16 protein-coding genes are annotated in these 14,491 nt (G+C 49.1%); 8 read left to right on the top strand and 8 right to left on the bottom strand.

The annotated features are described in order from the left end of the window. Positions 1 to 235 precede the first annotated feature (235 nt). Positions 236 to 775 (top strand): gamma carbonic anhydrase family protein, encoded by a 540-nt coding sequence (locus LRP50_RS20660; protein WP_274166339.1) that lies wholly within the window; start codon positions 236 to 238, stop codon positions 773 to 775. Here LRP50_RS20660 and LRP50_RS20665 read toward each other — a convergent pair. The 4 genes from LRP50_RS20665 to tsaC are packed head-to-tail and all read right to left on the bottom strand — an operon-like array spanning position 772 to position 3,379. Next, positions 772 to 1,035, bottom strand: coding sequence for a DUF1488 family protein (locus tag LRP50_RS20665; protein WP_274166340.1), 264 nt, complete (start codon positions 1,033 to 1,035; stop codon positions 772 to 774). The two genes, LRP50_RS20660 and LRP50_RS20665, sit on opposite strands and share 4 nt — an antisense overlap. Before the next feature lie 2 nt (positions 1,036 to 1,037). After that, complete coding sequence (gene aroE, locus LRP50_RS20670) at positions 1,038 to 1,859, bottom strand: shikimate dehydrogenase (protein ID WP_274166341.1); 822 nt, start codon at positions 1,857 to 1,859, stop codon at positions 1,038 to 1,040. A gap of 14 nt (positions 1,860 to 1,873) precedes the next feature. Then, on the bottom strand, positions 1,874 to 2,791 hold the full coding sequence (gene hemF / locus LRP50_RS20675) for an oxygen-dependent coproporphyrinogen oxidase (RefSeq protein WP_274166342.1): 918 nt from the start codon (positions 2,789 to 2,791) through the stop codon (positions 1,874 to 1,876). Between the two features lie 30 nt (positions 2,792 to 2,821). Further along, a complete protein-coding gene (gene tsaC / locus LRP50_RS20680) occupies positions 2,822 to 3,379 on the bottom strand; it encodes an L-threonylcarbamoyladenylate synthase type 1 TsaC (protein ID WP_274166402.1) in 558 nt (185 codons plus the stop codon). A 242-nt stretch (positions 3,380 to 3,621) separates the two neighbouring features. Here tsaC and purE point away from each other — a divergent pair, with 242 nt between their 5' ends. Together purE and LRP50_RS20690 are read left to right on the top strand one after the other, a co-directional pair. After that, positions 3,622 to 4,107, top strand: coding sequence for a 5-(carboxyamino)imidazole ribonucleotide mutase (purE, locus tag LRP50_RS20685; RefSeq protein WP_274166343.1), 486 nt, complete (start codon positions 3,622 to 3,624; stop codon positions 4,105 to 4,107). Positions 4,108 to 4,109: 2 nt separating this feature from the next. Further along, complete coding sequence (locus LRP50_RS20690) at positions 4,110 to 5,255, top strand: 5-(carboxyamino)imidazole ribonucleotide synthase (RefSeq protein ID WP_274166344.1); 1,146 nt, start codon at positions 4,110 to 4,112, stop codon at positions 5,253 to 5,255. A 71-nt stretch (positions 5,256 to 5,326) separates the two neighbouring features. Here the strand turns inward: LRP50_RS20690 and LRP50_RS20695 are convergent, their stop codons facing one another. Genes LRP50_RS20695 through LRP50_RS20710 form a run of 4 tightly spaced genes read right to left on the bottom strand, consistent with a single transcriptional unit; the run spans position 5,327 to position 8,536 of the window. Beyond that, positions 5,327 to 5,890, bottom strand: a complete 564-nt coding sequence (locus tag LRP50_RS20695) for a DNA topoisomerase family protein (protein WP_274166345.1) — start codon at positions 5,888 to 5,890, stop codon at positions 5,327 to 5,329. A gap of 35 nt (positions 5,891 to 5,925) precedes the next feature. Beyond that, positions 5,926 to 6,402 carry a DUF494 family protein gene (locus LRP50_RS20700; protein ID WP_274166346.1) on the bottom strand — a complete coding sequence of 159 codons (477 nt, stop codon included), beginning with the start codon at positions 6,400 to 6,402 and terminating at the stop codon, positions 5,926 to 5,928. Between the two features lie 2 nt (positions 6,403 to 6,404). Beyond that, a complete protein-coding gene (dprA, locus tag LRP50_RS20705; RefSeq protein ID WP_274166403.1) occupies positions 6,405 to 7,502 on the bottom strand; it encodes a DNA-processing protein DprA in 1,098 nt (365 codons plus the stop codon). Positions 7,503 to 7,504: 2 nt separating this feature from the next. Continuing rightward, entirely contained in the window at positions 7,505 to 8,536 is a 1,032-nt protein-coding gene (locus LRP50_RS20710; RefSeq protein WP_274166347.1) for a LysM peptidoglycan-binding domain-containing protein, read from the bottom strand. A gap of 119 nt (positions 8,537 to 8,655) precedes the next feature. Between LRP50_RS20710 and def the strand changes: the two genes are divergently transcribed. From def to LRP50_RS20735, 5 genes are all read left to right on the top strand, one after another. Then, positions 8,656 to 9,168, top strand: a complete 513-nt coding sequence (def, locus tag LRP50_RS20715) for a peptide deformylase (protein WP_274166348.1) — start codon at positions 8,656 to 8,658, stop codon at positions 9,166 to 9,168. A 7-nt stretch (positions 9,169 to 9,175) separates the two neighbouring features. Further along, a complete protein-coding gene (fmt, locus tag LRP50_RS20720; RefSeq protein WP_274166349.1) occupies positions 9,176 to 10,132 on the top strand; it encodes a methionyl-tRNA formyltransferase in 957 nt (318 codons plus the stop codon). Between the two features lie 99 nt (positions 10,133 to 10,231). After that, a complete protein-coding gene (rsmB, locus tag LRP50_RS20725) occupies positions 10,232 to 11,509 on the top strand; it encodes a 16S rRNA (cytosine(967)-C(5))-methyltransferase RsmB (RefSeq protein WP_274166350.1) in 1,278 nt (425 codons plus the stop codon). 77 nt (positions 11,510 to 11,586) lie between these two features. Then, the gene (gene trkA, locus LRP50_RS20730) at positions 11,587 to 12,963 is read left to right on the top strand and encodes a Trk system potassium transporter TrkA (protein ID WP_274166351.1); all 1,377 of its coding nucleotides are present in this window, start codon (positions 11,587 to 11,589) and stop codon (positions 12,961 to 12,963) included. A gap of 15 nt (positions 12,964 to 12,978) precedes the next feature. Next, positions 12,979 to 14,424 (top strand): TrkH family potassium uptake protein, encoded by a 1,446-nt coding sequence (locus LRP50_RS20735; RefSeq protein ID WP_274166352.1) that lies wholly within the window; start codon positions 12,979 to 12,981, stop codon positions 14,422 to 14,424. Positions 14,425 to 14,491: the final 67 nt, after the last annotated feature.

Here is a 14,491-nt window from a genome sequence, read left to right on the forward strand (position 1 = left end):
GCCGTACTGAGTGGGCTGCTTGTTCCGTGTGGAGCAGGTCGCCGTGTCAGTGAGGTCGCATTATAGGGAGGCTTGAGATCTTGGCAAGGCTTTTTGCATGGTTTTTTGCGAAAAACAGCGCGTTCGTTCAGCAATTAACCAAACCGAGCTACTTACATGAAACATTGGTGATGAATTGCACTATTTTTCTCATCCATATAGGCTTGAATTCAAATAATCCTTAAGGGCATAACAAATGCAATCAGTACTTCGAAGTTATAAGGGTGTCTTTCCTAATGTTGGAGAGCGTGTATATCTAGACCCATCATCTGTGATGGTTGGAGACATTACCTTAGGTGATGATGTGAGTATTTGGCCTTTAGTCGCTGCTCGCGGTGACGTTAACCACATCATTATTGGTGACCGATCTAATGTGCAAGATGGTTCAGTCTTGCATGTCACCCATAAAAACAAGGACAACCCTGAAGGCTATCCTCTAATTATCGGTAAAGACGTTACCGTGGGTCATAAGGTCATGCTGCATGGCTGCGTTATTGGCGATCGTGTATTGGTTGGAATGGGTGCCATCGTTTTAGACGGTGCCATCATTGAAGACGAAGTAATGATTGGAGCAGGCAGTCTCGTTCCACCGGGAAAACGACTAGAGTCGGGATATCTCTATGTGGGAAGCCCTGTAAAGCAAGCTCGACCGCTGAAAGAAGCCGAGCGTGCATTTTTACAGAAATCATCGGATAACTATGTTGCGACTAAGAACGACTACCTTGCCGAAGGTTAACGAACCCAGATTTCACCTTGGTCATTGAAGTTTTCTTCCTCAATGGCTTCTTCTGCAAGATCTTCGAAGTCAAAGCGGTGCTGGTCAAAAGCAGCCAGTATCGCTTCTTCTACTACTAATGCTTCATGTTGACGCTTTCGAATATCATCTATCGATACATAGCAAACAATTAGCGCCCCTGACTGCTGAGCATGAAAACAAACGGCATGTTTGTCTTTATCTATGTCTTGATGATCAGGAAATATAATAGTTTGATTCATAGTTATTCAGCCAAGTTACGGCGAAGCTCCCTTAGCACCTGACCTGTTCCCGGCCGGATGCCACGCCAGATAGTAAAACTTTCCGCAGCTTGCCCTACCAACATACCCAAGCCATCAATCACACGGATAGCACCCTGCTCTTTCGCCCATTGATTACTGCTAGTGAGGCCAGAGCCATACACCATGTCATACACAGTGCTATCTGAGTGAATAACCGTAGCCGGAATGTTCGGATGATCACCCGATAAGCTGGCAGACGTCGAATTAATGACAATATCAAACTCAACGTTACCCAAAGCATCAAAGGATGAAGCAGATACATTTCCGTATTCAGAAAACAAAGAAGCCAGCGTTTCAGCTTTGCTAACCGTTCGATTGGCAATCACTAACGTATTGGGGGTGTGCTTAAGTAAAGGAAGCACCACACCGCGCGCAGCACCTCCCGCGCCGAGCAAGAGGATGTTAGCGCCCTCTAACTGCACATGATGGTTTAGAAGATCCTGAACGAGGCCTTCTCCATCGGTGTTATCACCAAGAATGCCGCCATCGTCCAGCTTTTTAAGCGTATTAACCGCGCCGGCTAAACGAGCGCGCTCGGTAAGCATCGTCGCCATCGCATATGCATCTTCTTTGAATGGAACAGTGACATTGCAGCCACGACCACCGTCAGCAAAAAACGCATCCATGGCTTCATTGAAGCCGCCAATAGGGGCTTGCAAGGTTTCATATGACATTGTTTGCCCTGTCTGACGTGCAAACAAGGTGTGTATAAAAGGGGACTTGCTGTGTGAAATCGGATTACCGACAACGACGTATTTATCCATCTACCTACTAAGCCTTACCAATCCCTTGGCGTTAAATAGTCTTTATATAGTATTGCTTCAGGTGAACCCGATTCAGGCTCAAACCCATACTCCCACCTTACAAGCGGAGGCATGGACATTAAAATTGACTCTGTTCGCCCGCCACTTTGAAGGCCAAACAGAGTACCGCGATCATACACTAGGTTAAATTCGACATAACGACCGCGACGATAAAGCTGGAACTGGCGCTCATGCTCTGAGAACACTTTGTCCTTCCGTTTTTGAACAATTGGAAGATAAGCATCGATAAAACCGTCACCCACCGCTTTTATATAGTCAAAAGACGCATCAAAACCCCACGCATTGAGATCATCAAAGAAAAGACCACCAACGCCACGGGTTTCATTTCTGTGCGGAAGGAAGAAATAGCGATCACACCACGCTTTGTGCTCGGCATAAACGGAATCACCAAACGGCGCACAAATTGCTTTTGCGGTATTGTGCCAATGAAGGCAATCTTCTTCGACAGGATAAAAAGGGGTGAGATCAAACCCTCCACCAAACCACCACACAGGGGCTTCGCCTTCTTTCTCAGCAATGAAGAAACGAACATTGGCATGGGACGTCGGAATGTGTGGGTTTTTAGGGTGAACCACCAAAGACACGCCCATGGCTTCAAAGCTACGCCCAGCAAGCTCTGGTCGATGCGCTGTCGCGGAGCCTGGCATTTTATCACCGAACACATGAGAGAAATTCACGCCCGCTTGCTCAAAAACAGTACCGTCACGAAGGACGCGACTACGACCACCGCCACCAGCATCTCTCTCCCATGCATCTTCCACAAACGCAGCGCCGCCATCTTCATGCGATAACGCATCACAAATACGGTCTTGCAACGAAAGGAGGAAGCGTTTTACGGCATCTTTATCGACTGGTTGGGTGTGGTCTTGCACTGGCGTTCCTTCTTAATCCGATGTTTTTACTTAACCTTGTCGAAGCACCTTACCAGAACGTGCATCGCGGATCTCGGTCGGCCTCTCAAGACCACCCGTTTTTCCCTCTAAAATACAAGCAACACGGTCGCCAAGTTGTGCTTCGACTTCTTCCACTGAGCGACACGGCTCTTCACCGCTCAAATTCGCACTGGTCGATGTAATCGGCTTACCATAGGCAGCACACAGCGCTTTCACATCAGGATGGTCAGAGACACGCACCGCAACGGTATCAAAATCTCCCGTAACCCAACCCGTGATTTTCTCGCCCGCTGGCATCACCCAAGTAACAGGCCCAGGCCAACTCGCCAAAACATCCACTTTCGTTTCTTCGCTTAATTGGCTCATATCGATATACCCATCAAGCTGGAAAAGATCCGATGCAATTAAGATCAGACCTTTGGCGCGATCACGCTCTTTCACATCCAATAAGGTTTGAATTGCTTGAGCGCTATCGGGATCACACCCAACACCAAACACACCTTCCGTCGGATAGGCAATTACATCGCCTTGAGATAAGGCTTTTACACATTGCTCCACGTTGGCCAATGTTCTTCTCCGCATTTTCTTCTTACGCTTTTGCATACTATGACCAATTAGGCATGGCAGACTCAACGTTTTTGTCACACTTCGAAACACACTCTCGAAATTCGTATTGCGGGTAAAAACACCCTCTTTACGATGAAATGCATCGACGCAAACGTTTTCCTTGTGATTTATAACCGATATAATGACGCCGAATTTCTCGTCGTAATGACGTTCGCGAGTACATGGCAGTTACAGGAGCAGTTATGAAAGTCGGCATCATCATGGGTTCAAAATCAGATTGGCCAACCATGAAAAACGCAGCAGACATGCTTGAGCATTTCGGCATCGCGTATGAAACAAAAGTGGTTTCCGCACACAGAACCCCTCAATTGCTTGCAGAATACGCCAGCAATGCTGCTTCTCAAGGTATCAAAGTCATCATCGCTGGTGCGGGTGGCGCAGCACACCTTCCTGGAATGACGGCAGCGTTCACTAGCCTTCCTGTTTTGGGGGTTCCTGTGCAATCAAAAGCCCTCAAAGGCATGGATTCTTTATTGTCTATTGTACAAATGCCAAAAGGCGTTGCTGTTGGCACACTTGCCATTGGCGATGCAGGCGCTGCAAATGCAGGCTTACTCGCTGCACAAATTCTTGCAACGAGTGATGACGACCTGCTAGCTAAAATCGACACCTTCCGTCAGAACCAAACCGACACAGTGTTGGCACACCCAGACCCATCGGTAGAGTAATCATGAATGTATTGGTACTTGGCGCAGGCCAGTTAGCGCGAATGATGGCGCTTGCGGGCGCACCATTGAATCTCACCATTAGCGCTTATGATGTCCGCTCAGGCAACGTCGTTCATCCTGTGACACTGGAAGTGCTTGGTCATGGGTTAGAGAATGGCATCGCGAACGCTGACGTCATTACCGCGGAATTTGAACATATTGCCCCCGACGTGCTTCGTCTTTGCCAAGACAGCGGAAAATTCTACCCGGGAGAAGAAGCCATTTTAACGGGTGGCGATCGCCGTAAAGAGAAATCCCTGCTGGACAAAGCTGGCGTTAACAACGCGCGATACCAAGTCATCGAAAATCGCGCTGATTTTGATAACGCCATTGAACGCATTGGTTTGCCGATGATTTTGAAAAGTGCGCTGGACGGGTATGACGGTAAAGGTCAGTGGCGGCTTAAATCATCCGAGCAAACAGATGAAATATGGCAAGACATCGAAGTCTTCCTTGCCGCGTCCCATCAAGCTGACCGTCAATGCGTTATCGCAGAAGAGTTTGTTCGCTTTGATCGCGAAGTATCCTTGATTGGCGCTCGTGGACAAGATGGCAGCCTTGCTATCTATCCCCTCACAGAAAACATTCACACTGATGGCATTCTGAGTGTGTCCGTTTCAGCCAACGAGAACGCTACCTTACAAGCACAAGCTGAATCGATGTTTGATGCAGTCGCATCCGCGCTTGATTACATTGGTGTATTGGCGATTGAGTTCTTTGATGTAAATGGCACGCTAATGGTGAATGAAATCGCACCTCGCGTTCACAATTCAGGCCATTGGACACAACAAGGCGCCGATGTTTGCCAATTTGAAAACCACCTTCGCGCCGTGTGCGGGTTGCCATTAGGCAGCGCAAAACGCGTTCGTCCGACAGCAATGATTAATATTATTGGTGAAGTGACAGTGCCAAACAGCATCATGCCTTTAGCTCACGTGCATTGGTATGACAAAGCCCCAAGACCTGGCCGAAAAATTGGTCACATCAACGTCTGTGCCAGTTCGCAAAGCGAACTTGGAGAGCATTTAACAACACTCTCTACGCATTTGTCTGGTGATGAGTTCCCAGCGTTGTTGGAAGCGGCTGATAAACTCAATCAACCACTGTAATCCCGTTTCGATACAAAAAAAGCCGCAAATGCGGCTTTTTTTGTCTGAGCATTTTATCTGAGAGCCAACCATCAACCTTGTTTATGCTGACACTTCTTACTCGCACACACCTTCACCATACCTGCAGCGGTTTGCTTCTCTAATAACAACGCAAAACCACACGCTTCGCAGCTTCCTTTTAATGGCTTAAGGTTCACAGCAAACTTACACTTAGGGTACGCATCGCAAGCGTAAAACGCTTTACCAAAACGCGATTTTTTCTCGTGGAGTTGGCCTTTGCCACATTCAGGGCAAGAGACTTCAACACCTTCACTGACAGGCTCTTGGTCGCGTTTTTCAATATGTTGACACTCTGGATATGCAGAACAACCAATGAACATACCAAACCGCCCTTGGCGAAGCACCAATTCACTGCCGCATTCAGGGCAAGGTAATCCCAACTCTTTCACCACATGACCATCATTGTGATGCAGCGATTCAACAAAATCACAGGCTGGGTAACCCGTACACGCCTTAAATGGGCCACGTTTGCTGTGTTTAATAACAAGAACGCTGCCACATTGAGGACAGCGTTCTTCTTGTTCTAGTGCATGTTCGTGCGCACTAAATAGCGATTCGTCAATTTTTCCAGCCAAAACTGATTAGCCTCAACAACTTATGGGTGAGCACCTTAGTGAAGGTACTCGTCTTCTGCTGTGCTGTAGAGCAGGTCTTCCATCTGGTCGTACGCGCGCTCGTTTCCAGGCACATTAAACAATACCATCAAGATCACCCACTTGAGATCTTCCAGTACAAACTCTAGCGTTTCCAGCTCCATGACACGATCAATAACCATTTCACGTGTTTCCGGGCTAAGCACACTGATTTGTTCGAGGAAAATAAGGAAGCCTCGGCTCTCTGTATCCAGACGATCCATTTCATTTGGCGTAAAGATACGCATGGACGTCAACGCACTCCCTGTTAAGTAAGGAGATTTGTCGGCATCTTGAAGTAGCGCCAGCTTCTCAAGCCAATTTAACGCTTTATATATATCTTCCTGATGAAACCCTGCTCTGGAGAGTTCATCAGCCAATTCGTCCTGATCTACCAGCAACTCCACATCACTATGGATGTAAGTTTCAAACAGGTACATTAAGATGTCCATCATGGCTATCCCCTCCTCGCTCTGACATAGCCACCGGGTACCGCCGAAACAAGCCCCAGTAACTCTAGTTCTAACAACTTCATCATGATTTCGTGAACGGGCTGATCGCAGATCTCTGCTAGCACATCGACACACCTTGCTTCATTTCCTACGTTAGCCAACACTTCAGGAAATGGCAATTCTTCTTGCGAAACTTGAGCTGGCGTTATGTCTAACTGGTGGTTTATTGCACAACCCGCCAGCGTTCCCACCTGCTCTAATATTTCCTCAACAGACTCGACCAAAAACGCACCTTGCTTAATAAGGCCATTGCTGCCTTTAGCATAAGGGTTATGAATGGAGCCTGGCAAAGCAAATACGTCACGCCCCTGCTCTAACGCTAGACGCGCGGTGATCAATGAGCCGCTTTTCATGGCAGCTTCGACAACCAGCACGCCAGTAGATAGACCGCTGATAATTCGATTTCTTCTCGGAAAAAATGCAGGTTTTGGTGGTGACCACGGCCAAAGCTCTGACACCAGCGCACCTGTCGATATGACATCTTCAGCCAAATCACGATGGCGAGCAGGGTACACTCTTTCAAGCCCAGAGCCTAATACCGCAATAGTACGACCGCCGCCATCGAGTGCGCCGCGATGGGCTCGACCATCTATCCCCAATGCCAAACCACTGGTGACAACCACGTCATGCTTGACCAGCGAAAGAGCAAAGTCATGCGCCATCGCCAAACCCTCAGCGCTGGCATCTCGGCTACCAACAATTGCGATTTGCGGTAATGACAAGACTTCTGGTTTCCCTTGCACAAAAAGGAGCGGCGGTGAACCAGGGATCTGCTTGAGAAGGTAAGGATATCGACTATCGGTAAGGCTAATGATGTGATTATCTTCGGCTTCACACCACGTCATACACTTGTCGATAACCGACCTATCAGGGAACCTAAGCGCCTGTATTTGTGCTGGCTTGAGCCCTAGTGTCGATAACGTCATGTCATCAAGTGCAATGAGTTTTTCTGGCGGGTATTTACTGATTATCTTACTGACGGCAGTGCCGCCAAGCCTTGGTACAGCAGCAAGCCGCAACCAAGACTCAAGCGAAGCATCCACCATTAGCCTTCTACAGAGATCACTGGCATCGGCGCTGAAAGAGGCTGCGCGGCATCGACGACCATTGCCAAACTAAAGTAGGGATAGCTTTTTATCACTAATAATACGCCCACACGCTGATCAGGCAATGTGGTCTCTGCCATCACAGCATTATCAATGTCGCTGTCATAACGCATTTTTCCCTTTGTACCTTTTAACGTTGCGCCTGGCTGCTGTACAGACAGTGCATGACCAGCATTGACACCGTCTTCTGCTCCTCTATCTACAACAACAATTTGTTTCAAGCCCACATACTTACTGCCATAAAGGTGCCCAACCAAGTTGCCCTCTAACGCAGCTGGAGCCGCTTGTGGATGAAACACATTCCCGGTTTTTTCACCCAATGCAGGCAACAGAATGTCGTTCGGCTTCACTTCCTGAGACTGCTTGACCAATTTAAACTCGGACATCTCATCCAGCGCTCGAACTAACTTGGCTTCGGCAACTTTCTTCAGGCTAAATACTCTGATGATTTGTTCGTTATCGAGACGCTCGAACTTTGTCACGGTGCGATACACAAACCAATTTTCGGTTTCAACCGACGCATCAATATAGAACGGCGTGCGCTTAGAAATGTAGCTCCAGCCCTCCTGACTGCCTAAAACACGGGGAGCCAAGCTAAGTTCCGCCTCGCTAATTAAAGTATCAAACGTCAAATACTGCTTAAAGACCGACTGTGACGTGGCACTCACGGGAAGCTGATCGACAAGCCGAGAGCCCGAACTCAGCGACAACGTGGGCTTGCCTGATGCCCAATTCAAACGCAGAACATCCCCAGGATAAATCAGGTGAGGGTTTTCAATATCTGGGTTTTGTTTCCACAACTTAGGCCATTGCCATGGGTTAGACAGATAAATACCTGCAATATCCCACAAGGTATCTCCTTTGCGAACGGTATAAGATGAAGGCGCATCTTTCGCAACCTCAATACTTGCCGCCATCGCAGTTGCTGACAACAAACCGGCAATACAGAATGTGATTAGCTTTTTAAACATCCCTTGTCTCCAAAAGCATACTTTCGTTTGGATGCTGTCATTTGAAACGCAAAATGTCTAGAATTAGCCCAATTACCAAAGCCGGATACGGCGCAGTTCAATAAATTTAAGAGACGTTTATGAGTGTATTACAGGTTTTGACCTTCCCGGACGATCGCCTACGCACGGTGGCGAAACCGGTTGAAAGCGTCACACCAGAGATTCTAAAAATTGTCGATGACATGTTAGAAACCATGTACGACGAAGAAGGCATTGGCCTAGCAGCGACGCAAGTTGATGTTCATCAACGTATTGTCGTGATCGATATCTCTGATTCTCGTGATGAACCAATGGTCCTGATCAACCCAGAGATCACGGACAAACGTGGTGAAGACGGTATCGAAGAGGGCTGTTTGTCTGTCCCAGGTGCACGTGCTCTTGTTGCTCGCGCATCAGAGGTCACGGTGAAAGCCTTAGACCGCGATGGCAAAGAATTCCAATTCGACGCTGACGATCTGCTGGCGATTTGTGTTCAACACGAATTAGACCACCTTGAAGGCAAACTGTTTGTTGATTACCTGTCGCCGCTCAAGCAACAGCGCATCAAACAAAAGCTCGAAAAAATCAAACGCGCTAACGAAAAAGTCAGCTGAGGTTTCCTTGAGCCAATCACTACGTATTGTATTTGCCGGTACGCCGGACTTCGCCGCCCGTCACATGGCGGCGTTGTTGTCTTCGCACCATGACGTGGTTGCTGTTTATTCACAGCCAGACCGCCCAGCAGGGCGCGGCAAGAAATTGACCGCAAGCCCAGTGAAAATGCTAGCACTTGAGCATGATATTCCTGTCTATCAGCCAGCTAGCTTGAAGTCAGAAGACGCGCAGCAAGAATTAGCCGCTATTGATGCAGATATCATGGTCGTTGTGGCTTATGGTCTACTGCTACCTAAAGCGGTGTTAGAAACCCCACGCTTAGGCTGTATTAACGTTCACGGTTCTATTCTTCCTCGCTGGCGCGGTGCTGCACCAATCCAACGTGCCATTTGGGCGGGTGATGAAGAAACGGGTGTCACCATCATGCAGATGGATGAAGGCCTAGATACTGGCGATATGCTGAAAATCGCAACCCTGAGCATTGATGCGAACGAAACCAGTGCCACGCTTTATGAGCGATTGGCTGAATTGGGCCCAGATGCATTAGTGAATTGCCTAGATGATATCGCTGCAGGTCGCACCATCGCTGAAAAGCAAGATGATGAGCAAGCCAACTACGCGAAGAAGCTGAGCAAAGAAGAAGCATTGGTAGATTGGACCCTGAGTGCCGTTGAGCTTGAGCGCTGCGTTCGCGCGTTTAACCCTTGGCCGATGAGTTATTTCACGCTGACGGCGAATGACACCGAACACAATATCAAAGTGTGGGGTGCCGACGTCGACACTGAGCAAACTGACAAAGCACCAGGCACCATTCTGTCTGCGGATAAAACAGGCATTCGCGTGGCAACTGGCGATGGCGTATTACGCTTAACCTCGCTACAGCCACCAGGCAAAAAAGCCATGAGCGCAGCAGATATGCTGAACTCTCGCCGAGACTGGTTTGAACCTGGCAATACCCTTTAATGTCAGAGGCCAGCTTGCTGGCCTTTTTTAGTCGTTAGTAACACTTTTCGTGATGCATGATATCAACAACATGCATCACACCCTGACGAAGGTACCTTCATGAATGTAAGAGCTGTGGCTGCACAGGTTATCTATCAGGTGGTAGACCAAGGACAGTCTCTGTCTGCGGCACTCCCTCCTGCTCAGCAAAAAGTTGCTCCACGAGATGGCGCTCTGCTGCAAGAAATCTGCTATGGCGTATTACGCTGGCTCCCTCGCCTTGAATCCATCACCCAAAGCCTGATGGACAAGCCGTTAAAAGGAAAGCAACGCGTATTCCATCACCTCATTTTGGTGGGGCTGTACCAAATCAGCTTTATGCGCATTCCAGCCCACGCTGCCGTGGCTGAAACGGTTGATGCGACCAAAGTTCTGAAAAAACCGCAACTTCGCGGGCTTGTTAATGCCGTATTGCGTAGCTACCAACGTCAACAAGAAACACTCGACGCTGCTGCTGTCGCCCATGACGCAGGAAAATACGGTCATCCAAGCTGGCTGCTCAAGCTGCTGCAAAATGCCTACCCTGAACAATGGGAACAAGTGGTTGAAGCCAACCACGAGAAAGCACCAATGTGGTTGCGTGTTAATCGCAGCCATCATACCCGCGACAGCTACCGTGCACTGCTGACGGAGAATGGCATCGAAACCGACATTCATTCTGACGCAGAAGACGCGCTTAAGCTTGCTTCACCGTGTGATGTAACGGCATTACCAGGTTTTGCCGACGGATGGGTATCCGTTCAAGACGCCGCCGCGCAGCTTTCCATCAATTATCTTCAGCCGCAGTCCGGCGAACTGATCCTTGATTGTTGCGCCGCGCCAGGTGGAAAGACCTGTCATATCCTTGAACACAAAGCCGATGCCAACGTGGTCGCTATGGATGTGGATGCAACGCGCTTACTCCGCGTGAAAGAAAACCTTCAGCGTTTACAACTGAATGCACAAGTCATTTGCGGTGATGCACGTTATCCTGCTGATTGGTGGCAGGGTGAGCAGTTTGATCGTATCCTGCTGGACGCCCCTTGCTCGGCAACCGGCGTTATTCGCCGCCACCCTGATATAAAATGGCTGCGACGCGCTGACGATATTGACCAGCTTGTCTCACTACAATCAGAGATCCTTGATGCCATGTGGGCGCAGCTAAAGTCAGGTGGCACTATGGTTTACGCGACCTGCTCAATCACGCCACAGGAAAACAGCGAACAAGTGAAAGCATTCCTTGCTCGAACCTCTGACGCAACGCTAAAAACAGGCACCACCGATCGCCCTGGTCGCCAAATTCTACCAGGTGAAGAAAACATGGATGGATTCTATTACGCAGAGCTTAAAAAAGCGTAATGGCACCAAAAACGGGCAGCCACTGTGCTGCCCGTTAATAAAACCAATAACAATGAACTGAGGTTCAGGCAGACGTTATGAAAATTATCATCTTGGGGGCTGGTCAAGTCGGCGGTACGCTGGCCGAGAATCTGGTTGGCGAAAACAATGACATCACCATCGTCGATAAAAACCCTGAGCGCCTCAGAGAGCTGCAAGACAAATACGATTTACGGGTAGTGCAAGGTTACGCCAGTCACCCCTCAACACTCCTCGAAGCAGGCGCACAAGATGCGGACATGCTGGTTGCCGTCACTAACTCCGACGAAACCAACATGATTGCTTGCCAAGTTGCCTTCACGCTCTACAACACCCCAAACCGCGTTGCGCGGATACGAAGCCCTGAATATCTCGCCGCCAAAGAACAATTGTTCCAAACCGATGCCTGTCCGGTCGATCACCTGATCGCACCTGAAGAATTGGTGACGCGTTATATCCACCGCTTGATTGAATACCCAGGGGCATTGCAGGTCGTTAACTTTGCAGACAATAAAGTGGGTCTGGTAGCAGTCAAGGCTTACTACGGTGGCCCGCTGGTAGGTAATGCCCTGTCTGCGCTGCGCGAGCATATGCCCCATGTGGATACGCGTGTGGCGGCCATTTTCCGTCGCGACCGTCCAATCCGCCCGCAAGGCACCACGATTATCGAAGCCGATGATGAAGTGTTCTTCGTGGCAGCAAGCAACCACATTCGCTCTGTCATGAGTGAATTGCAGCGCCTCGAGAAGCCTTATAAGCGCATCATGATTGTAGGTGGCGGTAACATCGGTGCCGGTCTCGCTCGCAGTCTAGAACGCGCCTACAGCGTGAAATTGATAGAACGAAACCCACGTCGCGCAGAACAACTATCGGAGATTCTCGAAAACACCATCGTGTTCTGTGGTGATGCGTCAGATCAGGAATTGCTCAGTGAAGAGCATATCGATCAGATTGATGTTTTCATCGCAGTCACCAACGAAGACGAAGCCAACATCATGTCAGCCATGCTGGCAAAACGCCTAGGTGCCAAGAAAGTCATGGTGCTTATCCAGCGTGGCGCTTACGTCGACTTGGTTCAAGGTGGCGCGATTGACGTGGCAATTTCACCGCAACAAGCCACTATCTCGGCACTGCTTACACATGTACGTAAAGCAGATATCGTTAACGTATCGTCACTTCGCCGTGGCGCTGCAGAAGCCATAGAGGCCATTGCACATGGCGATTCCAACACCTCAAAAGTGGTTGGTCGCGCTATTGGGGAAATCAAACTCCCCCCAGGTACCACCATTGGTGCCATCGTTAGGGAAGACGAAGTACTTATCGCTCACGACAAAACGGTTATCCAACAAGATGACCATGTCGTGATGTTCTTGGTGGATAAAAAATATATTCCGGATGTGGAAAGGCTGTTCCAGCCGAGTCCATTCTTCCTCTAATTAGCATCACGGAAAATGGTAAATTTTAGACCCGTACTTTTCGTTATCGGGCTGCTCTTGTCAAAGATCGCCCTTTTCATGTACGTCCCCACCCTGACCGCATTTTTCACAGGTACGGCAGGGTTTCTCGATTTTGGCCTGTCGGTCATCATTACTCACGTCGCAGCATTTCTGTGTCTGTCCTTAGGTAAAACAGACAATTTTCGACTCAACGCCCGCGATATGTTCCTCATTACCACATTGGTTTGGCTTATCGCCAGTGCCTTTGCCGCATTGCCTTTTGTGTTTATCAACCACATCAGCTTCACCGATGCCTACTTTGAAACCATGTCCGGCATCACCACAACAGGCTCCACAGTCCTTAGCGGGCTAGACCAGATGGCCCCTGCGATTTTACTCTGGCGATCCATTTTGCAATGGTTAGGTGGGGTCGGCTTTATCGTGATGGGCGTGGCCATCTTGCCCTTTCTCAATGTCGGCGGGATGAAGCTTTTCCAAACCGAGTCTTCTGATTGGTCAGCAAAATCGAGCCCACGTACCAAGAACGTCGCCATCAGCATCATGATGGTATATGTCTTCTTGTCTGGCTTGTGCTTTATCAGCTACTGGCTCACGGGTATGACGCCCTTTGAAGCGGTGAACCACGCCATGACCACCCTTTCAACTGGCGGGTATTCCACTTCCGACTCGTCAATGAATCGTTTTTCTCATTCGGCGCAATGGGTGGGTACGGTATTTATGTTTGCGGGTGGCTTGCCATTTTTGCTGATGATCCAATCACTCAGACGCCGCAGCCCTTCGTTACTCTTCAAAGATGCGCAAATACGAGGGTTTACCACTCTGGTTATCATCACCTCTTTGATGGTTGCCATCTGGTTAGTGCTTACCAAGGACTACACCACCGCTGATGCGATTCGCGTGTCCATGTTCAACATCGTCTCTGTTGTCACTACCACTGGCTTTGGCCTTGATGATTTCACCGCATGGGGGCCTTTTGCGTCAGTCATTTTTGCGTTTATGTTGTTAGTGGGTGGCTGCTCAGGCTCAACCTCTGGCGGGGCAAAAATATTTCGATTCCAAGTCGCATTAGCTCTGTTGAAAAAACACATTCAGCAACTGGTTCATCCATCGGGCGTGTTTATTCAGCGCTACAACGGTCGCCCTGTGAATGAAGACATCGTGCGCTCCGTGGTTGCCTTCGCCATCACCTACCTGCTCACCATTATTGTGTTAGCAATGATCTTGGCGGCAACGGGGTTAGATGGGATCACCAGCCTAAGTGGAGCGATGACAGCGGTGGCCAATGTTGGCCCAGGAATGGGAACGGTGATTGGCCCAACAGGTAATTTCGCCAGCCTCTCAGATACCGCTAAGTGGGCGCTGTCTATCGGCATGTTGATGGGAAGGTTGGAAATACTCACCGTCTTGGTGTTGTTATTCCCCGTATTCTGGCGTGACTAAACCTCCCCCTCACGGCATTAAAAAAGCCAGCAGTGGATAGCCTCCCTGCTGGCTTTTTTATAAGCCA

Origin of the sequence: Enterovibrio gelatinilyticus (assembly GCF_028683095.1) — a bacterium.
Taxonomy (GTDB): Bacteria; Pseudomonadota; Gammaproteobacteria; order Enterobacterales; family Vibrionaceae; genus Enterovibrio; species Enterovibrio gelatinilyticus.

What these genes read in the sequence shown, in the direction of transcription:
- LRP50_RS20710 (WP_274166347.1), bottom strand. Translation starts at nt 8,536, where the DNA reads ATGTTTAAAAAGCTAATCACATTCTGTATTGCCGGTTTGTTGTCAGCA.
- LRP50_RS20735 (WP_274166352.1), top strand. Translation starts at nt 12,979, where the DNA reads ATGGTAAATTTTAGACCCGTACTTTTCGTTATCGGGCTGCTCTTGTCA.
- LRP50_RS20700 (WP_274166346.1), bottom strand. Translation starts at nt 6,402, where the DNA reads ATGATGGACATCTTAATGTACCTGTTTGAAACTTACATCCATAGTGAT.
- LRP50_RS20690 (WP_274166344.1), top strand. Translation starts at nt 4,110, where the DNA reads ATGAATGTATTGGTACTTGGCGCAGGCCAGTTAGCGCGAATGATGGCG.
- aroE (WP_274166341.1), bottom strand. Translation starts at nt 1,859, where the DNA reads ATGGATAAATACGTCGTTGTCGGTAATCCGATTTCACACAGCAAGTCC.
- purE (WP_274166343.1), top strand. Translation starts at nt 3,622, where the DNA reads ATGAAAGTCGGCATCATCATGGGTTCAAAATCAGATTGGCCAACCATG.
- trkA (WP_274166351.1), top strand. Translation starts at nt 11,587, where the DNA reads ATGAAAATTATCATCTTGGGGGCTGGTCAAGTCGGCGGTACGCTGGCC.
- LRP50_RS20660 (WP_274166339.1), top strand. Translation starts at nt 236, where the DNA reads ATGCAATCAGTACTTCGAAGTTATAAGGGTGTCTTTCCTAATGTTGGA.
- rsmB (WP_274166350.1), top strand. Translation starts at nt 10,232, where the DNA reads ATGAATGTAAGAGCTGTGGCTGCACAGGTTATCTATCAGGTGGTAGAC.
- def (WP_274166348.1), top strand. Translation starts at nt 8,656, where the DNA reads ATGAGTGTATTACAGGTTTTGACCTTCCCGGACGATCGCCTACGCACG.
- LRP50_RS20665 (WP_274166340.1), bottom strand. Translation starts at nt 1,035, where the DNA reads ATGAATCAAACTATTATATTTCCTGATCATCAAGACATAGATAAAGAC.